The organism is Enterobacter cloacae complex sp. P18RS (genome assembly GCF_014982105.1).
GTDB classification, from domain to species: domain Bacteria; phylum Pseudomonadota; class Gammaproteobacteria; order Enterobacterales; family Enterobacteriaceae; genus Enterobacter; species Enterobacter hormaechei_C.
This window is the reverse complement of record NZ_JADCKV010000006.1, coordinates 449,113-468,907: the sequence shown is the minus strand read 5'-3', so window position 1 is coordinate 468,907 and position 19,795 is coordinate 449,113. Positions and strand designations below refer to the sequence as shown.

19 protein-coding genes are annotated in these 19,795 nt (G+C 55.8%); 4 read left to right on the top strand and 15 right to left on the bottom strand.

The features are described 5' to 3' along the window. Window positions 1-32: 32 nt before the first annotated feature. Window positions 33-1,424: a cystine/sulfocysteine:cation symporter gene (tcyP, locus tag INF61_RS04605; protein ID WP_015570743.1), complete on the top strand. Its 1,392-nt coding sequence runs from the start codon at window positions 33-35 to the stop codon at window positions 1,422-1,424. 48 nt (window positions 1,425-1,472) lie between these two features. On the opposite strand, the gene cedA is transcribed toward tcyP, so the two are convergent. Next, window positions 1,473-1,727 carry a cell division activator CedA gene (gene cedA, locus INF61_RS04600; protein WP_071524159.1) on the bottom strand — a complete coding sequence of 85 codons (255 nt, stop codon included), beginning with the start codon at window positions 1,725-1,727 and terminating at the stop codon, window positions 1,473-1,475. 187 nt (window positions 1,728-1,914) lie between these two features. Here cedA and katE point away from each other — a divergent pair, with 187 nt between their 5' ends. After that, window positions 1,915-4,164, top strand: a complete 2,250-nt coding sequence (gene katE, locus INF61_RS04595; RefSeq protein WP_165743478.1) for a catalase HPII — start codon at window positions 1,915-1,917, stop codon at window positions 4,162-4,164. Between the two features lie 115 nt (window positions 4,165-4,279). Here the strand turns inward: katE and chbG are convergent, their stop codons facing one another. The 7 genes from chbG to osmE form a co-directional block, all read right to left on the bottom strand. After that, complete coding sequence (gene chbG, locus INF61_RS04590) at window positions 4,280-5,029, bottom strand: chitin disaccharide deacetylase (protein WP_045334058.1); 750 nt, start codon at window positions 5,027-5,029, stop codon at window positions 4,280-4,282. An 11-nt stretch (window positions 5,030-5,040) separates the two neighbouring features. Continuing rightward, entirely contained in the window at window positions 5,041-6,396 is a 1,356-nt protein-coding gene (locus tag INF61_RS04585; RefSeq protein WP_017384662.1) for a 6-phospho-beta-glucosidase, read from the bottom strand. A 109-nt stretch (window positions 6,397-6,505) separates the two neighbouring features. Then, window positions 6,506-7,324, bottom strand: a complete 819-nt coding sequence (gene chbR, locus INF61_RS04580; RefSeq protein WP_017384663.1) for a transcriptional regulator ChbR — start codon at window positions 7,322-7,324, stop codon at window positions 6,506-6,508. Window positions 7,325-7,353: 29 nt separating this feature from the next. Next, on the bottom strand, window positions 7,354-7,701 hold the full coding sequence (gene chbA, locus INF61_RS04575; protein ID WP_003857835.1) for a PTS N,N'-diacetylchitobiose transporter subunit IIA: 348 nt from the start codon (window positions 7,699-7,701) through the stop codon (window positions 7,354-7,356). A 47-nt stretch (window positions 7,702-7,748) separates the two neighbouring features. Beyond that, a complete protein-coding gene (gene chbC, locus INF61_RS04570) occupies window positions 7,749-9,107 on the bottom strand; it encodes a PTS N,N'-diacetylchitobiose transporter subunit IIC (protein ID WP_017384664.1) in 1,359 nt (452 codons plus the stop codon). An 80-nt stretch (window positions 9,108-9,187) separates the two neighbouring features. Continuing rightward, window positions 9,188-9,505, bottom strand: coding sequence for a PTS N,N'-diacetylchitobiose transporter subunit IIB (gene chbB / locus INF61_RS04565; RefSeq protein ID WP_015570750.1), 318 nt, complete (start codon window positions 9,503-9,505; stop codon window positions 9,188-9,190). Between the two features lie 281 nt (window positions 9,506-9,786). Beyond that, window positions 9,787-10,131 carry an osmotically-inducible lipoprotein OsmE gene (gene osmE, locus INF61_RS04560; RefSeq protein WP_003857836.1) on the bottom strand — a complete coding sequence of 115 codons (345 nt, stop codon included), beginning with the start codon at window positions 10,129-10,131 and terminating at the stop codon, window positions 9,787-9,789. 231 nt (window positions 10,132-10,362) lie between these two features. On the opposite strand from osmE, the gene nadE reads away from it, so the two are divergent. Next, the gene (gene nadE / locus INF61_RS04555; RefSeq protein ID WP_003857837.1) at window positions 10,363-11,190 is read left to right on the top strand and encodes an ammonia-dependent NAD(+) synthetase; all 828 of its coding nucleotides are present in this window, start codon (window positions 10,363-10,365) and stop codon (window positions 11,188-11,190) included. 115 nt (window positions 11,191-11,305) lie between these two features. Then, window positions 11,306-12,184 (top strand): excinuclease Cho, encoded by an 879-nt coding sequence (gene cho / locus INF61_RS04550; protein WP_063136382.1) that lies wholly within the window; start codon window positions 11,306-11,308, stop codon window positions 12,182-12,184. On the opposite strand, the gene ves is transcribed toward cho, so the two are convergent. From ves to INF61_RS04515, 7 genes are all read right to left on the bottom strand, one after another. Continuing rightward, the gene (gene ves / locus INF61_RS04545; protein ID WP_017384666.1) at window positions 12,162-12,719 is read right to left on the bottom strand and encodes an environmental stress-induced protein Ves; all 558 of its coding nucleotides are present in this window, start codon (window positions 12,717-12,719) and stop codon (window positions 12,162-12,164) included. The two genes, cho and ves, sit on opposite strands and share 23 nt — an antisense overlap. A 167-nt stretch (window positions 12,720-12,886) precedes the next feature. After that, window positions 12,887-13,381, bottom strand: a complete 495-nt coding sequence (spy, locus tag INF61_RS04540; protein ID WP_015570753.1) for an ATP-independent periplasmic protein-refolding chaperone Spy — start codon at window positions 13,379-13,381, stop codon at window positions 12,887-12,889. Window positions 13,382-13,718: 337 nt separating this feature from the next. Next, the gene (astE, locus tag INF61_RS04535; protein ID WP_193547551.1) at window positions 13,719-14,684 is read right to left on the bottom strand and encodes a succinylglutamate desuccinylase; all 966 of its coding nucleotides are present in this window, start codon (window positions 14,682-14,684) and stop codon (window positions 13,719-13,721) included. Window positions 14,685-14,693: 9 nt separating this feature from the next. Beyond that, the gene (astB, locus tag INF61_RS04530) at window positions 14,694-16,019 is read right to left on the bottom strand and encodes an N-succinylarginine dihydrolase (protein ID WP_032104259.1); all 1,326 of its coding nucleotides are present in this window, start codon (window positions 16,017-16,019) and stop codon (window positions 14,694-14,696) included. Next, window positions 16,006-17,493, bottom strand: coding sequence for a succinylglutamate-semialdehyde dehydrogenase (gene astD, locus INF61_RS04525; protein ID WP_058689450.1), 1,488 nt, complete (start codon window positions 17,491-17,493; stop codon window positions 16,006-16,008). The genes astB and astD overlap by 14 nt, the downstream gene beginning before the upstream one ends. After that, the gene (astA, locus tag INF61_RS04520; RefSeq protein ID WP_058700341.1) at window positions 17,490-18,524 is read right to left on the bottom strand and encodes an arginine N-succinyltransferase; all 1,035 of its coding nucleotides are present in this window, start codon (window positions 18,522-18,524) and stop codon (window positions 17,490-17,492) included. The genes astD and astA overlap by 4 nt, the downstream gene beginning before the upstream one ends. After that, complete coding sequence (locus INF61_RS04515) at window positions 18,521-19,741, bottom strand: aspartate aminotransferase family protein (protein ID WP_032104258.1); 1,221 nt, start codon at window positions 19,739-19,741, stop codon at window positions 18,521-18,523. Before INF61_RS04515 ends, astA begins: the two co-directional genes overlap by 4 nt. Window positions 19,742-19,795: the final 54 nt, after the last annotated feature.

The window sequence follows — 19,795 nt, the reverse complement described above, 5'->3', positions numbered from 1 at the left end:
AACCGACCGTATAATAAATCAGGAGAACGGGGATGAATTTTCCACTCATCGCGAACATTGTTGTGTTCGTCGTATTGCTATTGCTTCTCGCCCAGGCTCGCCACAAACAGTGGAGCCTGGCGAAAAAGGTACTGGTCGGTCTGGTCATGGGCGTGGTGTTTGGCCTGGCCTTACACGCCATTTACGGCTCCGATAGCCCGGTACTGAAAGATTCTATTCAGTGGTTCAACATTGTCGGTAACGGCTATGTACAGCTGCTGCAAATGATCGTTATGCCGCTGGTATTCGCCTCTATTCTGAGCGCCGTAGCCCGCCTGCATAATGCCTCTCAACTGGGTAAAATCAGTTTCCTGACCATTGGTACCCTGCTCTTCACCACGCTGATTGCGGCGCTGGTGGGTGTGCTGGTAACCAATCTGTTTGGCCTGACTGCTGAAGGTCTGGTGCAGGGTAGCGCTGAAACCGCGCGTCTGACGGCGATTGAGACCAACTACGTGGGTAAAGTGGCCGATCTGACCGTTCCGCAGATGGTGCTCTCCTTCATTCCGAAGAACCCGTTCGCTGACCTGACCGGTGCAAGCCCAACCTCCATTATCAGCGTGGTGATCTTCGCGGCATTCCTGGGCGTGGCTGCGCTCAAGCTGCTGAAGGACGATGCGCCGAAAGGCGAGCGCGTTCTGACAGCCATCGATACCCTGCAAAGCTGGGTGATGAAGCTGGTGCGTCTGGTCATGCAGCTGACGCCGTACGGTGTCCTGGCGCTGATGACCAAAGTCGTGGCAGGCTCTAACCTGCAAGACATCATCAAGCTTGGCAGCTTTGTGATCGCCTCTTATCTGGGGCTGGGCATTATGTTTGTGGTGCACGGTATCCTGCTGGGCGTGAACGGCGTTAGCCCGCTGAAATATTTCCGCAAAGTCTGGCCGGTGCTGACCTTCGCCTTCACCAGCCGTTCCAGCGCGGCATCTATCCCGCTGAACGTGGAAGCACAGACCCGTCGTCTGGGCGTACCGGAGTCTATCGCCAGCTTCTCGGCCTCCTTTGGCGCCACCATCGGGCAGAACGGCTGTGCGGGTCTCTACCCGGCGATGCTGGCCGTGATGGTTGCCCCAACCGTGGGGATTAACCCGCTGGATCCGGTCTGGATTGCGACGCTGGTGGGTATCGTGACCATTAGCTCCGCCGGTGTTGCGGGCGTGGGCGGCGGCGCGACCTTCGCTGCGCTGATCGTTCTGCCTGCGCTGGGACTGCCGGTGACGCTGGTTGCCCTGCTGATCTCTGTTGAACCGCTGATCGATATGGGGCGTACCGCCCTGAACGTGAGTGGCTCAATGACCGCCGGTACCCTGACCAGCCAGTGGCTGAAGCAGACCGACAAAACGATTCTCGACAGTGAAGAAGATGCGGAACTGGCCCATCGTTAATCACGGCTGAAATAAAAAAACCGCCTGCGGGCGGTTTTTTTATGGCTGTTATTCTTCAACCTCTTCATCCTGGCGGGTCTGCACAGCCCATCGCTGCGCCGATTCCGGCACCGTAAACGCAGGGGAGCGACGGAAGTGCTCGCCAATCAGCACGAAGGCAACGTATTTACCCCGTAACATCCAGACATCGCGAAAACCATCCACTTTCAGGGCATGGTCAGGCGGCGCGGGTTCAACGCGGGGCACATAGCTAATAACCTGGCGGTTTTGTTGACGAAGAGGTTTCATAAGCGACGGGTTCACTAAAGCAAATTCTTAAAGCAGGAAATTTCTATCATAGCCGATTCTCCCCCCACCCGTCGCGCCTGACGTGAGGCAGATGACTCCTTTCGCTAATCACTTATCTGAAAACGCTTAGTTCGCCTGCTAATTCATCACATTGTTCTATCCTTAATAGGGTTTTCAGGAACGAACAAAGGAGAATCGTGCAATGTCGAACAATGATAAACCACATCAAGCCCCTATTCATGGCACCGAAGAATCTCAACCGGGAATGGACTCACTCGCCCCTGCGGATGGCTCTCATAAACCGTCGCCGGGCCTCTCCGCGCCGGGCGAGCAACCTACTGCACCGGGAAGCATGAAGTCGCCCGATACGGATAACGAGAAGTTAAAATCTCTCGACCCGCACCGCAAAGGGGGTGAAGGCTATGCGCTGACCACCAATCAGGGCGTGCGTATCGCCGATGACCAGAACTCCCTGCGCGCCGGAACGCGCGGCCCGACGCTGCTGGAAGATTTCATCCTGCGGGAAAAAATCACCCATTTCGACCATGAGCGTATTCCTGAGCGTATCGTTCACGCTCGCGGCTCCGCGGCGCACGGCTATTTCCAGCCGTACAAGAGCCTGAAGGCGATCACGAAGGCGGATTTCCTTTCCGATCCGAACAAAATCACACCGGTATTTGTGCGCTTCTCTACCGTACAGGGCGGCGCGGGTTCGGCCGATACGGTGCGTGATATCCGCGGCTTCGCCACCAAATTCTATACCGAAGAGGGCATTTTCGACCTCGTCGGGAATAACACCCCGGTTTTCTTCATTCAGGATGCGCATAAGTTCCCTGACTTTGTCCATGCGGTAAAACCAGAGCCACACTGGGCCATACCGCAGGGACAAAGTGCGCATGACACCTTCTGGGACTACGTCTCCCTGCAACCGGAAACCCTTCACAACGTGATGTGGGCGATGTCTGACCGGGGGATCCCACGCAGCTATCGCACCATGGAAGGGTTTGGTATTCATACCTTCCGTCTGATTAACGCTGAAGGTAAAGCGACGTTTGTGCGTTTCCACTGGAAACCGGTCGCGGGGAAAGCATCCCTGGTGTGGGATGAAGCACAGAAGCTGACCGGGCGCGATCCGGACTTCCACCGTCGCGAACTGTGGGAATCCATTGAAGCCGGTGATTTCCCGGAATACGAGCTGGGGTTACAGCTGATCCCGGAAGAGGACGAGTTCAAATTCGACTTCGACCTGCTCGACCCGACCAAGCTTATTCCTGAGGAGCTGGTGCCGGTTCAGCTAGTGGGCAAAATGGTGCTTAACCGCAACCCGGATAACTTCTTCGCGGAGAATGAGCAGGCTGCGTTCCACCCGGGCCATATTGTGCCGGGGCTGGATTTCACCAACGATCCGCTGCTACAGGGCCGTCTGTTCTCTTACACCGATACGCAGATCAGCCGTCTCGGTGGACCGAACTTCCACGAAATTCCTATCAACCGTCCGACCTGCCCGTACCATAACTTCCAGCGTGACGGGATGCATCGCCAGGATATCGATACCAACCCGGCGAACTACGAGCCAAACTCCATTAACGATAACTGGCCGCGTGAAACCCCGCCGGGGCCAAAACGTGGCGGATTTGAGTCGTATCAGGAGCGCGTGGACGGAACAAAAATTCGCGAGCGCAGCCCGTCATTCGGCGAATATTACGCTCAGCCTCGCCTGTTCTGGAACAGCCAGACCCCGATTGAACAGCAGCACATTATCGGCGGTTTCAGCTTTGAGCTGAGCAAAGTGGTGCGTACCTACATTCGCGAGCGCGTGGTCGACCATCTGGCGCATATTGATATCCAGCTTGCTCAGGGCGTGGCGAATAATCTCGGCATCACGCTGACTGACGAGCAATGCCATGCCGCACCGCCAAAAGACGTGAACGGGCTGAAGAAGGATCCGTCCCTGAGCCTGTACGCGGTACCTGGCGGGTCAATTAAAGGCCGCGTAGTGGCTATCCTGCTGAATGATAAACCGCGCGCCAGCGACGTGCTGGGGATCATGAAGGCGCTCAAAACCCAGGGCGTACATGCCAAACTGCTTTACTCCCGCATGGGTGAAGTGACAGCCGACGATGGCTCTGTCCTGCCAATTGCCGCGACCTTCGCCGGGGCACCGTCGCTGACGGTTGACGCGGTGATTATGCCGTGCGGCGACGTTGAGAGCCTGCTCGGTAACGGTGATGCCGCCTATTATCTGCTGGAAGCCTATAAGCACCTGAAGCCAATCGCCCTGGCAGGCGATGCGCGGAAGTTTAAATCTCTGCTGAAGGTACCGGATCAAGGGGAAGAAGGCATTGTCGAAGGTGATAACATTGACGATGCGTTTATGACCCGGTTGTTTGACCTGCTTGCCGCGCACCGCGTGTGGTCGCGCAGCAGTAAGATTGACCAGATACCGGCGTAAAAAACCATACCCGGTTGTGCGGCCTGAAGCCCTCTCCCTCGGGAGAGGGAGAAAACAATAAAAACGGTAACCAAAAGGTTACCGTTTTGCTTTTACCTCGCCACCGGGCTTTATCTCAAAGATCCCTGAACGTCCCCAGACGATACCCACGCTCGGCAATCGCGTACTTTAACGACGCCGACGTCAGCACATCCAGTTCTGCCAGACGCGGCCAGCAGTAGGCGCTCTTACGTACGATGTTATCGACAAACGCCGGGTGCGCCATTACCTCAAGCGAGCGCTCCCCTTTTGCGGCGGAGTCATCCAGCACCTTCAGGAACAGCGCTTCGTCGATCTCGTCGCCATAAAATGCGCTGCTGAACCCCTCCGTTGACGTCACCGCGACGTCCGGCAACCCGCGCACCTCACGATCCACGCGCATCGCCACGCCTTTACGTTGCGCAAACTCTGCCACAAGCGGGAAAATCGCCGGGATCATATGCACATGATGATGGCTGTCAATATGGGTTGGCTCGCGGCCAAACACATCCACAAAGCGGTTAAACTGGCAATCCAGCTCGCGGGCAATCTCATCGAGCGGCAGAGCGTCCTGCTCCGCCATTTCCCAAATCCATTTCCCCAGCTGGCCGTCGCGCGTCAGGCCCGGCATTGGCGAAAGGGGCAACCCAAGCGTCAGCACAAAGTGCATGCCCACGCCCAGCTCGGGCAGCTCACGGCTTAACTGCGCCGCATGTTCCACCGCCTCACCGTTGATGAGCGCTGTTGTAGAGGTCACGACGCCCCGGCGACAGGCTTCAATAATGCCGTAGTTCTGCCCTTTTGACAGGCCAAAATCATCGGCATTGACGATCAGCAGGTTTTCCATCGCGCCTCCTCTTAACGGTGTGTGAGTTTCAGTTTCTCAACCGTTGCAGCAAAGTTTGGCAGCCATTTTTCATGCGCCAGGATCATCTCACCCGCGAGTTTTTCAGCGTCACGGTCAGAATGCACCAGCGGGCTGAGGTTCAGCGCCAGCAGCACGTCATTCAGTTCGCCGCTCAGGGCCGCATTGCTCGCCGCCACTTCAAAGCCTTTGATGGTGTGAATCAGGCCCATCACCTTATCATCGAAGTGGGTAATGCGGGGATGCGGTTTTGCACCCTCGCGCCCAAGAATGCAGGTCATCTCAACGGCCCAGTCTGCCGGGATATTGTCGATGTGCCCGTGATGGGGAACGTTCACATAGTGCTCGGCCTGCTTGTCATTGTAAATGGCGTTAATCACTTCACACGCGGCATCCGAATAGTATGCCCCGCCGCGCTGCTCCAGCTCTTTCGGTTTGACGTTCAGGTTCGGATCTTTATACAAATCAAAAAGCTGCTTCTCTACTTTCTGTACAACCTGAGCGCGTGCGCCACCTTTGTAGTATTCGCCCATTTCAATGGCCAGCATCTCTTTCTGCTTGAAGTAGTAGAGCAGATACGAGCACGGCAGCAGATTCAGGGAGCGGATCAGCCCTTCGCTGAACGGCAGATCGAAAATGTTTTTCACCGAGGCCGCGGTCAGGCGACCAGAGGCGACGCCGTCGAGCAGTTCCGCAAAGCGCGATTGCCCGTTCACTATCACATCTTTGATAAAGACCATGTGATTCAGGCCGAACAGATCAATGGAGAGATCATCGTTATCGGTCAGTTCCAGTACATCGCGGATGAACATCTTCATGCCAATCGGAATATTGCAGACGCCGATAAAGCGTTTGAAACCGGTGTGGCGATAGACTGCCTCGGTGACCATCCCGGCCGGGTTGGTAAAGTTGATCACCCAGGCGTTCGGGCAGATCTCCTCCACGTCTTTAATGATGTCAAAAATGACCGGAATAGTACGCAGGCCTTTAAACAGGCCACCTGCCCCGTTGGTTTCCTGGCCCAGATAACCGTGGCTCAGCGGAATGCGCTCGTCCAGCTCACGCGCCTTCAGCTGGCCGACGCGCAGCTGCGTGGTCACGAAGTCAGCATCTTTCAGTGCCAGGCGGCGATCCAGCGTTTTATGCACGGTTAAGGGCACGCCCGCTTTTTCAACCATGCGTTTGCACAGTTCAAAAATAATATTCAGCTTCTCCTGACCTTCTTCAACATCCACCAGCCATAATTCGCTGACCGGTAATTCATGATACCGTTTCAGGAAACCTTCAAGTAATTCCGGGGTATAGCTGCTGCCGCCACCAATGGTTACGACTTTTAATTTCTGTTGCATAATATCTCCCTTAGCGTATCAGGTTAATCGCCTGCAAGGTATAGCGTACTCTTCCCGCTATTTGGGCAAGCCATTACGTCACTGTTCCTGGCGGATAAACCGCCGAAAGTTAATTAATTACCGTTAAATTTTTGCGGTAACTGTTCGGTGTGAATGAAGTCAATTTTTTAAAGGTTTTAATAAACAGGCTGGGGCTGCTGTAACCCGATTCGTAAGCGATATCGGTGACAGAGTAGTTAGTAATTTCCAGCTGTTTTTTGGCAAAGTTAATGCGGATTTCATTAATGATTTGCACAGGCGTTTTACGGTAATAACGCTGCGTGGCGCGCGTCAAATATTCCTGCGATTTACCCGACAGCGCCACCATATTCTCCAGGGCGTTATCGCTGAACTGTCCTTTATCGTGCATCAGCTCCACGGTACTGCGCAGCCACTGAGGAATATCATCCACCACCTGCTGTTCTTCACGGTGATGGCGGAGGCGATTCATGACGTAGAACGTCACGGTTTCAATAAATTCATCAAATTCATTGTCGCGGAAATTCAGCGATGCGATAACCGTTTCAATCCAGGTCATAAACTCATTTTTAACGCGATACACCTGTGACGCCACAAAGCAGAACGGCACCAGCGGCAGATAGTGCTTCTCGAAGAAACGCCTGCTCACCCCTACGTTCAGAATGCGTGTCGCACCAAACTCATAAAAGCTCTGGTGATAAGATCCCATTGGCAGGAAGACGAAATCGCCACGCTCAAGCAGGACGCGCTTACCGTTGATCTCCTGATAGTAGCGGCCGGTCAGAACAATCGTGAACTCGTAGTAGTCATGCTGGTGCAGACCGCTGGCGCTCTCCGTTTTGTTGTAAATCACCACGTGAAAATTTTTGCCATTAAACAGCTGTTGCTCATGTGCGGTTTTGATTTCCATCGTGCTGACCTCCTGCTACTTCAACTGACTTATTGCATCTTCTCGTGAAGCTCGATGAGCTCCGCGACCAGCTCGCGTGCCAGCATGGAGGTCATCAGATGATCCTGCGCATGTACCAGCACCAGACTCACTTTCATCTTCCCTTCGCCCTGGTCGCTTTCGATGAGCTTCGTCTGCACCAGATGCGCTTCGTTTAACGCTGTACGGGACTGCTCCATCATGGTTTTCGCGGCAACGAAGTCGCCCTGCTTAGCCTGCTTAAGCGCCGCATACGCCAGGCTGCGTGCCTGCCCGGAGTTGATGATGAGGCCCATCACCACCTCTTCCAGATCGTTCTCTGCGGTTTCTTCGGCAACGATACTCTCTAAATCTAACATCTTTAAGCTCCTTTCCGCTGGCGCGGGTTGCCCCGCGCCGTGCAATTTTAGAATTTCAGTGCGAGGGCGATATCCTCTTCGCTCTCTTCTTCATCGATAACCGTTGCGGCCTTGTTCGCAATCGCCACGAACGGCATGTAGAGCAGGGTTGCAATCCCGAGGTTGAATATCGCCAGCAGGAAGGCCGCCACGCTACCGTTGGTGTTGAAGAACGCGCCCAGACCAGCCGGCATCGTCCACGGCGCAATGTTGGTCACCGGCGGGATAATGCCCAGGTAGTACGCCGTCAGCGTAATCGCGGCCAGCAGCGGCTGAACCAGGATGAAGGGAATGAACATCACCGGGTTCATGATAATTGGCAGACCAAACAGGATCGGCTCGTTAATCTGGAAGATGCCTGATGGCAGGGCCAGCTTCGCAACCTGACGATGGTCGGCGCGGCGAGAGACAATAAAGACCGCGATGATCAGACCCAACGTCGCCCCGGTACCGCCCAGGAAGATATAGGAGTCAAGCATCGGCTTCGCCCACACATGGAAGGTTTTACCGGCCGCCAGCGCCGCATCGACGGAGCCGTACTGCTGGTAAAGCGCGACGTTTTCCAGTGCCCATGGGGTCATAATACCGCTGTCCAGCGCCGCCAGTGCCAGTGAACCATGCACGCCAAAGAACCACAGCAGGGAGGTAAAGATGACATACGCCCAACCGACCACGCTACCCATCGACGCCAGCGGCGTTGAGATAGAGTCCATAATGATCTGGTGGAAGTTTGTGCCCCAGTGAGAGAGCGCCCAGGCAATAATCCCCATGATGGAGAGAATAATGAAGCCCGGAATCAACGCGGAAAATGAACGAGAAACGGAGGCCGGAACGCTATCCGGCAAGCGGATAACCCAGTTACGGCGAATAATGAAGGTGAACATTTCGGCCACCACCAGTCCGATAATAATACCGGAAATGATGTTTGCCCCACCCAGCCAGTTGGCGCCAACGGCGTAAGCGTCACCCACGCTGTACGGTGTGACGGTCATGAACGCGGCAATGGACAGTAAGCCTGCCGCCAGCGGATCCACTTTACGCTCTTCCGCCAGCGCCATTCCGATAAAGAAAGGCGCCATTAGCGACATAATACCCAACGTACCGTTGTATACGTTGCCGCCAATGGCTTTTAAACCATTAAGGGTTTCAATAGTTGAAGCATCTAACCTAATTCCTAATGAATAAAAAAAGGAACCTTCTCCAAAGCTCAGAAAAACGTTGTTAATTAAAACGAACATTGCCCCGGCTAATGTCAACGGCATTAATTTAATAAAGCCGTTCTTAATGGCATTAACGTGAGGCTGCTTTCCTATTTTAACAGCAAAAGGAAGGAGTACCTTTTCAAGTGAAGCGATGACTTTACTCATAGGAAAATACCCTTAAATGCCGCAACGACCGTTACGGCGTATTGTGTGTGAAATAACTCTTTGACGGGAAAAATAAAAAATTAATTAGCAGCTTTTTTAATCGCCGCAACGGCAGCTTTTAATACACCTAAACCATCAATCTTGCCGTATAAAACGGAATCGATCACTTCGACCGGCTTATTGGGTAGCAGACGCTGAATTTCTGGCAGCATATAAGCGATTTGTGGCCCGAGTAAAATAACGTCGGCTGTCTGACCCTTCTCGCCCGCCAGCGTTTCCGGAAACGCCTCAATCACCACAGGGACTTCATATTTTTCGGCCTGCGCGCGCATTTTGGAAACCAGCAGCGAAGTGGACATGCCCGCAGAGCAAAACAGATAGATATGTTTCTTTTCCATGATAACTTCCCTCTTGTTTGGCTACCCGCCGTCTCGCTATCACTCGACTCGCTATCCTGGCTGACGGGCAGTGTGCTGAACATTGTTTGTCGTTGAAGTGAGTATACGCAATGGTACAGGGAGGGGATAATTCTGGATAGACTGAAATTGTCTCTCATTGACCTGGCTTGTTGACTACCTTCACATTTCAGGCAAATAATTCGCGCCAAGAAATAAGATTCACGTATGCATAAAAAAACCGGCCTTCCGGCCGGTTTGTTTACGCTCTCAGGCAAGCAGGCTTACTGTGCCTTAGGTGCCTGTGGGTCGGTGTCGTATTCGGCACAGGTCTGGTAACCAGAATTGATCACGTGACCCGTATCATCCAGGGCGACAAAGTAGGTCTCTGCCTTACCATCACGTTGACCCAGAATATAGGTCTGGCAGGTACCACGCGCGTGGATCATAGTGACTTCTGAAGAAGGTTTACCGGCAATGGCTGCAACCTGGGAACGCGTCATGCCTTTTTTGACGTCTTTTACCACTGGCTGTGTGAACTGATCTTTAGTGCGATCGTAAGCTGTACACCCTGCCAGCATAGTCAGTACCGCCGCTGCGCTTAAAATTCCTGCTACGTTCTTGTTCATATTCCGTCCTCTTGTTTATCAGCGTGTTAACTAAGCATGGGATAAAAATTACTATTGTTCAACTTTGCGAGTTACGCCAGACGAATTTCGGAAAATTCTAATAAAACAACGGTAAGCTGCTAAATCGCTGTAAAACAGTACACTCAAAACTGTGATCCTTGTCGTTTCCCCGACAAAGGGTTAGTTTTAACAGATCACACTTTCTGTTTGGTTCTGCATAGGGAGGGCGTAATGGCTCTGCAACAAGAAATTATTCAGGCGCTGGGCGCGAAACCTGCGATTGATGCCAATGAAGAGATCCGTCGTAGCGTTGATTTTTTGAAAGCTTACCTGTCTGCACACCCTTTCCTGAAGACGCTGGTGCTGGGCATCAGCGGCGGTCAGGATTCCACTCTGGCCGGTAAGCTGAGCCAGATGGCCATCTCCGAGCTGCGTGACGAGACCGGTGACACCGCGCTGCAATTTATTGCCGTACGTCTGCCGTATGGCGTGCAGGCCGACGAGCAGGACTGTCAGGATGCGATTGCGTTTATTCAGCCGGACCGTGTTCTTACCGTAAATATTAAAGGTTCGGTACTGGCCAGCGAGCAGGCCTTGCGTGAAGCCGGTATTGAACTGAGCGATTTTGTCCGCGGCAACGAGAAAGCCCGTGAGCGCATGAAAGCGCAGTACAGTATCGCAGGGATGACCAAAGGGGTCGTCGTCGGCACTGACCACGCCGCGGAAGCCATCACCGGCTTCTTCACCAAATACGGCGATGGCGGCACGGATATCAACCCCCTCTTCCGCCTGAACAAGCGTCAGGGTAAGCAACTGCTGGCGGCGTTGGGCTGCCCGGAGCACCTGTATAAGAAGGCGCCAACGGCGGACCTGGAGGACGATCGCCCTTCCCTGCCGGATGAAGCGGCGCTGGGCGTTACGTATGACAACATCGATGATTATCTGGAAGGCAAAACGCTCGACGAAGGTACCGCTAAAATTATCGAAGGCTGGTATCTGAAAACCGAGCATAAGCGCCGTCCGCCCATTACGGTGTTTGATGATTTCTGGAAAAAGTAAAAGCAAAACGGTAACTCCGCTTTGCAGGCCGGGTAAGGCGTAGCCGCCACCCGGCTCTTTTTTAACCACCAAACACCTGCTACACTGTATGCCTGAACAGTATATGGAGCAGTATGTGAGCAGGCGTCAATCCGCCCCGCGTCTTGAGTTCGAAGCGGCGGCTATCTACGAATATCCCGAGCATCTTCGCCCCTGGCTTGAGGCACTGCCTAAACAGCCTGGCGTCTATTTCTTCCACGGCGACAGCGACACCATGCCGCTCTATATCGGCAAAAGCGTGAATATCCGCAGCCGGGTGATGTCGCACCTGCGTACGCCGGATGAAGCATCGATGCTCAGGCAGTCCCGGCGGATCACCTGGATCGAGACGGCAGGCGAACTGGGCGCGCTTCTGCTCGAAGCCCGGCTCATCAAGGAACAGCAGCCGCTGTTTAACAAACGCCTGCGCCGCAACCGCCAGCTGTGTTCCTTGCAGATTAACGCAGGAAAACCGCAGGTCGTTTATGCCCGGGAAGTGGATTTTTCGCATGAACCCAATCTTTACGGTCTGTTTGCCAACAAACGTGCCGCACTGCAAACCCTGCAATCCCTGGCTGATGAATTACAGCTTTGTTACGGCCTGTTAGGACTGGAAGCCACCACCCGTGGTCGCGCCTGTTTCCGCTCAGCGCTGAAACGCTGCGCCGGGGCGTGCTGTGGAAAAGAGAGCGTTGAAGAACATCATGCCCGGTTTATGGCTGGCCTAGCCTCTATCAGCGTTAACTGCTGGCCGTGGGAAGGCGCGGTGGCGCTGAAAGAAACCCGCGATGGGATGACGCACTATCACATCATCCGCAACTGGCTCTGGCTTGGCGCCGTTGAAAATCTGGATGACGCTACCGCTCTGCTGCGCACCCCTGCCGGTTTCGATCAGGATGGTTACAAAATTCTCTGCAAGCCACTGTTAACCGGAAAATATGAGATCATCGTCCTCAATGACCCGGCAGCCAGGTAATTTCACTGAACAGCAGCGACCCCTTCGTTTCCAGTAAACGGAGGGTATGACTGCCCGCTTCCCAGCTGGCGCCCTGATCGGCGGTCAGTAATTTGTCGCCCAGTTGCCAGGCGCCGCTTAATACGAATGCCACCCCACCGCGTGATGCGAAGGTAGTGAACGTCCGGGTAGCAACGCGCACCTTTGCCTGGCAGCAATCCCGTCGGGTCATGATGTTGAAGTCCATCGACATCTGCCCCTCTGTGAGCACGGCTTTCACCGCCAGATCGCCCGCAAATCGGTAAGGCTGATGATGCTTCAGGGTATGACAAAACGCCCTGCCTGCATCCAGGGTCACCTCGCCGCCCTCCAGCAGCGTAATCACCCGGTCGACGCCCGGGAACGCGGAAAATTCGCCGTTACTGGCGATGGAGGCAATACTGGCCCGCCAGAAAAAATCCCGCGTCGCGGGAGGAAAACAGCAAATCTCACGCGTCTCACCCGCACCATTACGCCAGAGACTGACCGGCATTTTACGGATATCAAAGAATTCCATGACCACTCCTGAAGGACGCACCGTGCGCCAGCGCATTTTCACAAACGTATTATCGGCAGCAGTCAGGCCAGACCTTAGGCATGGGATAAAAGAAAAACCGCCGGTCCTGTCCACAGCGTTTTCGCTTTTGTAGACAGGAGCCCGGCGGTCTTAAGAGAGTGAACCGATTATTCGGTTGGTGCAGGCATTTTACCTTCCGGCGCTGCACGTTCTGTCAGACGCTTCTCAAAATTGGCATTAAATTGCTTTTTCTGTTCCGGCGTCAGAATGTTGTAAATCTTGTTCTGGGTTTCCATATGGGCCAGCATGCGCGCTTTATGCTGCTCGGCCATTTTGTCGATCTGCGCTTCCGCTTTTGCTTTATCGAAGCTGTCGCTGGCAATGATGTCATGCATTGCGCGGCGCTCTTCCAGCGGAGGACGTTTCATCTGGTCACGCTGGCTTTTCATGATGTCGCGGATCTGCTGCTTCTGCGCATCGGTGAGGTTCAGATCTTTAAACATCATCATCTCATGGTGCATACCCGGCTTGCCTTTATGATGCATCATCATTTTGCCTTCCGTCGGCGCGGCGGTAGTGGTCGCGGTATCGGCGGCGAACGCCATGCTGGTAGCGCCCAGAGCCAGGGTAGAGGCAACAAACAGTGCAGTTAATTTACGCATAATGTCTTTCCTTACTTTCAGTTATTCTTCGGCGCTATGCCGTGTTGACGAGATTAACTTTACGGGGTTTATCGTCAATTAGTCAGAGCAACGGTAAAACAATGAAAGTGTAAAAAACAACTTTTCGCCAATTGTGGAGAAATTAAGGAAAAAGCGTGGAGAGATGAAACAAAAATATTCAACAGGATGATTTTAAAGAGATTATGGAGAAGTATAGCGAAGTGCCGTTTAATAATAAAGCAATTCTCCAGGAATATTCCGCAAACAATACCAGAGCGCTTTTAACGCTAAGAAATTTATTCTTCATTTCCCCTCCGGTCTGCGCGAGGGGAGACGATCAGGGCATTTTTTCCAGCATCAGGCCAGCGCGCAAACCAAACGCGACCGACGGATTAGGAAATAAAACATATTCCGTGGATTTCTGTACCGCATAGCGCGTCTCACCATCTTCCGCCAGCAGGACGCCCTGGCGAAACGGCGTAAAGTTCAGCGTATGGGGCGCCATATGAAGCTGGAAAGCCTCGCTTTGACGCGTGATCTGCTGCACGACCCGATAGCGCACGACGGGTTCCCGGGTGGGCTCCGGCGCAACCCCGGCGAGCAACGCCCGAAGCGCCTGATGCGTAGGGGCAAAACGCGTCAGGTCGTTTTGCCCGAACGGCAGCGCTTTTCCCAGCTCCAGGGTGCAGGATAACGCGCCAACATTCTCGCAGGTGAAGTGGGTAAACGTGCCGCCTGGCGTCTGGTGGAAAACCAGCGCCTCCAGCCCCGCGTCGCCAAGCCAGGTCAGAAACGCCTCATCCCACGGCTGATGACGCTGCGGTAACACGCCAAAACGCACGTGGTACGAGGCGCGAATGGCCGTATGCAGATCGAGGTGCCAGCGCGTTTCCCCCGCCCCGGCAAAAAACGCCGTGACCACCTTCTCCAGCCATTGCGCGCGTGTCGTCTCATCAATCTGTGGAAACTGCGCCCAGCGACCACCAAACATGCGGTTGATGTCGCTCACGAGATACCGTTTATTTTGCGCCAGCGCAGGCGGATTTCCCAGCACCACCAGCAGACGGCAGTGCAGCGTGATCTCTGCGCGAAACAGCGCGCGCAGCAAAAGATCGACAATCTCCACGGGCGCGGTTTCGTTTCCGTGAATGCCGGTCGAAAGCAGCAGCGACAGGTCATATTCCCCCGTCGGCGTCAGTTCAAGCACGCCCCGCCCCAGCCATCGCCAGTGGAACGAGGGGCCTTCCCCCTCTTGCCGCTCCGGTGTCTCTTCGGCCAGCGTCAGCGCCAGTAAGTTTTCCATATCATCTCCTTAGCGCTGGAACGGATAAACCGATCCCAGTTGCAGGATGGTCGATAATGCATCCAGCGCCTCGCGGCCTTCGCGCAGCAGCTGCGGATCAACCAGATCGGCCTGAACCAGACGGTCGCGATAATAGCGGTCCACCCAGTCATTGAGGGTATTGAACAGCGTGTCGTTCATCATCACCGCCGGATTCACGGCCTGCATCTCCTCCGGCGTTAACACCACGCGCAGTCGCAGGCACGCCGGTCCCCCGCCGTTGGCCATACTTTCCCGCAGATCAAACACGCGCAGTTCATCAATCGGGTTATCCGCCTGCACCAGTTCGCTGAGATAGCGCCAGACGCCCTGATGGTTGCGGGACTCCTGCGGCAGCACCAACATCATGCTGCCATCATCCCGGCTCAGCAGCTGGCTGTTGAACAGATACGTTTCGACCGCATCCTGCACGCTTACCGCCTGCGTGGGCACCTGAATAGGCATAAATCCCGGCACCCGTTCGCGCAGCGTGGCCAGCAACTTTTCCTGATGGGCAAACGCCTGCTCGTGGCAGAACAGCACCTGACGGTTGGAAACGGCAATGACGTCGTTATGAAACACGCCCTGGTCGATCACCTGCGGATTTTGCTGGGCAAAAATCACCTGAGAAGGATTAACCTGGTTCAGCCGCGCAACCGCCTGGCTTGCGGCTAAGGTTTGTCTCGCCGGATAACGAACCGGCGCGGCGTGGCCGCCCTCTTCCCGCCCATAGATAAACAGCTGCAAACCCGGTTCGCCATAGTCGCCGCCCAGACGGTTGTGGTTTGCCGCCCCTTCATCGCCAAACATCGCGACCTGCGGCAGCGCCGAATGCACCTCGAAATGCGCTTCATGATTAAAAATGGCGCGCAGCACGCGCCCGGTGGTCTCCGCTTCGCTGGCGCGGTGGAATTTGTTGTTCAGGTTAGCCACGGTCAGATGCACTTTGCCGTCCAGCGTATCCGCCGACGGCGCAACGGTGGCGGCATTCGCCACCCACATCGAGGAGGCTGAACTGGCCGCCGAAAGCAGGTGTGGCGTCTGCGTGCCTGCTTTTTCCACCACCTGTTCATCCGTACCGCTGAACCCCAGCTGGCGCAGCACGTCCACGTTTGGTCGCTCCTGAGGCGGGATCACCGCCTGCGGGAAACCGGCATCGGACAGCGCCTTCATTTTCAACAGGCCCTGCTTCGCCGCCAGCTTCGGGTTCGAGACCTGGAAACGGTGCTTCGTCGAGGCTTCATTACCGAACGACAGCCCGGCATAGTGGTGCGTCAGCCCCACGAGGCCGTCAAAGTTAACCTCACGCGCTTTCATGGGCGTCACCCTCTGTAAAATCCAGCCCCGGATTCAGCGTCTCCGGCAGCGTCAGCGCCGGGGTTTCCAGGCTTGCCATCGGCCACGCGCAGTAATCGGCGGCATACCAGGCGCTGGCGCGATGGTTGCCCGACGCCCCTACGCCACCAAACGGCGCGGTGCTCGCCGCACCGGTCAGCGGTTTGTTCCAGTTCACGATCCCGGCGCGCGCTTCCAGCAGCAGCTGTTCGAATTTCTCGCGATGCGGCGATATCAGGCCGCTCGACAGGCCGTAGCGGGTGTTGTTGGCCATCTCGATCGCCGACTCAAAATCGTCATAGCGCCAGACGCACAGCAGCGGGCCAAAGACCTCTTCATCCGGCACGTTGCTCGTCGCACTCATCTCAATAATCCCCGGCGTCAGCAGCGACGTGCCCGGCTGAACCAGCTTCGGCTCCAGCAGGGTTTTCGCCCCGCGCGCCATGTGCTCCTGCCACGCTTTCAGCACGTTCAGCGCCGCCTGCGCGGAGATCAGCCCGCCGATAAACGGCTGCGGCTCGGCATCCCATTTCGCGGGAACCAGACGCGCGCTCACCTCCACCAGACGCTTCAGGAACGCATCCCCCTGCGCGCCGCGTTTAACCAGCAGGCGGCGGGCACAGGTACAGCGCTGTCCGGCGGTAATGAACGCCGACTGAATGGTCAGATGGACCGCGGCATCGATATCATCCGGATCTTCCACAATCAGCGGGTTGTTGCCGCCCATCTCCAGCGCCAGAATTTTTTCCGGCTGCCCCGCCAGCTGACGATGCAGCTGATAGCCCGTTCCGGCACTGCCGGTGAACAGCAGACCGTCAATGTCGCTCAGCGCACTCAGCGCCTGACCTGTTTCACGCCCGCCCTGCACCAGATTCACCACCCCCGGCGGCAGCCCCGCCTGCTCCCAGAGTTTTATGACTGCTTCTCCGGTTAAGGGGGTTAACTCACTCGGCTTGAAGATGACGGTATTCCCCGCCAGCAGCGCAGGCACAATGTGCCCGTTCGGCAGATGTCCGGGGAAGTTATAAGGGCCAAACACCGCCAGCACCCCGTGCGGACGGTGGCGCAGCGTGGCGGCGCCGTCTGGCATCTCGGTATGCTGCTCGCCGGTGCGGGTATGGTACGCCTTCACCGATATCGCAATTTTGTTGATCATCGCCGTGACTTCGGTTGTTGCCTCCCAGCGCGGCTTGCTGGTTTCGCAGGCAATGATGCGGGTCAGCTCGGCTTTATTGGCCTCCAGCAGCGCAGCAAATTTCTCAACCAGCGCCTGGCGCTCGGAGAATGGCCGTTTCGCCCATGCCGGAAACGCGCGGCGTGCAGCCTGGCAGGCCTGCTCAACCTGCCCGGCGCTGGCGTCGTTCCCCGACCAGAGCACCTCCTGGCCGACCGGGTTAGTTTTTGTCCGCGCGTCACCTTCGCCCGTTACCCAGTCACCGTTAATCCATAGAGTCATGCTGTTTTCTCCTCAGGGCAGAGCCGCACCAGGCGAACCGTGTCGCCAGCGTTACATTTCAGGGCATCCAGTTGCGCAGCCGTCAGTACCAGACGCTCGCATGTTGGGTTGGTTCGCACCAGCATGGCGCGGAAGTTGGTGTAATTCTCGTTCGAGACCATGCAGGCTGGCCACTCGCCCGGCGCGGGCTGGCCTTCTGAAACCTCAACCAGGCGGCTTTTACGGATGGCGCGAACGCGGTCAATGTCGCATTCCAGCGTCGGGCCGCCGTCGAAGATGTCGACGTAGTTACGGTAGCGAAATCCCTCTTTCTCCAGCACTGCGCGGGCCGGGGCGGTTTGCGGGTGAACTTCGCCGATCACCGCCTGCGCTTCAGGGGTTAAGAAATGGGTATAAATAGGATGCTTCGGCATCAGCTCGGCGATAAACGCCTTCTGACCGGTACCGCACAGGTAATCCGCCCGGCTAAATTCCATGGAGAAGAAGCGTTCGCCCAGACTCTCCCAGAACGGCGAGTAGCCCGTCTCATCAATCACGCCGCGCATCTCCGCGACCACTTTTTCGTTGAAGCGGTCGCGAAAGGCGGCCATAAACATAAAGCGCGATTTGGAGAGCAGATAACCGTTGCCCTCTTTGCGCCAGTCCGGATCGAGAAACAGGGTGCAGAGTTCGCTGGCGCCGGTATGGTCATTACAGAGGAAGAGCGTCGGCAGCGCGTTGTAAACGTTCAGCTCTTTCGAGGCGTGGACCATCGTGCCGACGCGGTAGTTGTACCACGGATCGTTAAGCCCGACGGCCACCTCGATGGCGCAAATCCCCGCCACGGTTCCCGTGTCGGTATCTTCCAGCACGAACACATAGCCCTGTTCGCTTTTTGGCAACGTCCCCTGCCAGGTTTGCAGGGCGCGCTCAATGCGCGCCGACAGCGTTTTTTCATCGGCAGGCAGCGAGGTTAGCCCGCCCCCTGTCTTACCGGCAAGCTGCATAAGCCCGGCGAGATCGCCGTGCGCAACGGGACGGATGACCATCATGATGACACCCCGGACTTCACCTGTTCGCAGGCCAGCGCAAAACGATCTAACCCGGTTCTGACCTCTTCCTCGCTGACGATCAGCGCAGGGGCAAACCGCACCACGTTAGCACCGGCAATCAGCACCATTACGCCCTGCTTTGCCGCTTCCTGTGAAATCAGCTTCGCTTTGCCGGCAAACTCAGGGGCAAGTTCACAGCCTATTAACAGCCCCAGACCGCGGATCTCTTTGAACAAGCCGGTCTGGTTATTGATGGCAGTAAGGCGCTCAACAAACCACTGGTGACGCTGCTTCACGCCGTTCAGCACCTCAGGGGTGTTGATGATATCCAGCACCTGTCCGGCGACAGCGGTTGCCAGCGGGTTGCCGCCGTATGTGGTGCCATGGGTGCCCACGGTCATCACGCTGGCGAATTTATCGGTGGTCAGCATCGCCCCCACCGGGAAACCGCCGCCGAGCGCTTTGGCTGTTGAGAGCACATCCGGGGTCACGCCATAGTGCATGTAGGCGTACAGCTCACCCGTGCGGCCCACGCCGGTCTGGACTTCGTCAAAAATCAGGACCGCGTTATGCCGATCGCACAGCTCGCGCAGCCCTTGCAGGAACGCTTTCTGGGCGGGCATGACGCCGCCTTCCCCCTGCATGGGCTCGACAATCACCGCACAGGTGGTGTCGTCAATCAGCTCGCTGGCAGAGTGTAAATCGTTATACGCCGCATGCCGGATATCCGGCGGCAGCGGCGCAAAATCCTGAGAATATGAGGGCTGACCACCCGCGCTGACGGTAAACAGCGTGCGGCCATGGAAGGCATTTTTAAAGGCTACGATGCCGCTCTTGTGCGCGCCGAATTTATCGTGCGCATATTTTCGCGCCAGCTTCAGCGCCGCTTCGTTCGCTTCCGCGCCGGAATTACAGAAAAAGACTTTTTCTGCGAAAGTGGCGTCGATCAGCTTCTTCGCCAGACGCAATGCCGGTTCGTTGGTATAACCGTTGCCGGTATGCCAGAATTTCGCCGCCTGGTCATTCAGCGCCTGCCGCAGCGCCGGGTTTGCATGCCCCAGCGCATTTACCGCAATCCCACCCGCAAAGTCGATATACTCTTTGCCCTGCTGATCCCACAGGCGAGAGCCTTCCCCACGTACCGGAATAAAAGCCGCCGGAGCGTATACCGGCATCATCCATTCATCGAAATTTTCACGCGTAACTGACAGAGACATAGCGACCTCACCCGGTAAATAAAAGGTTGTTTAAATGTTAAATAATTGAGTGTT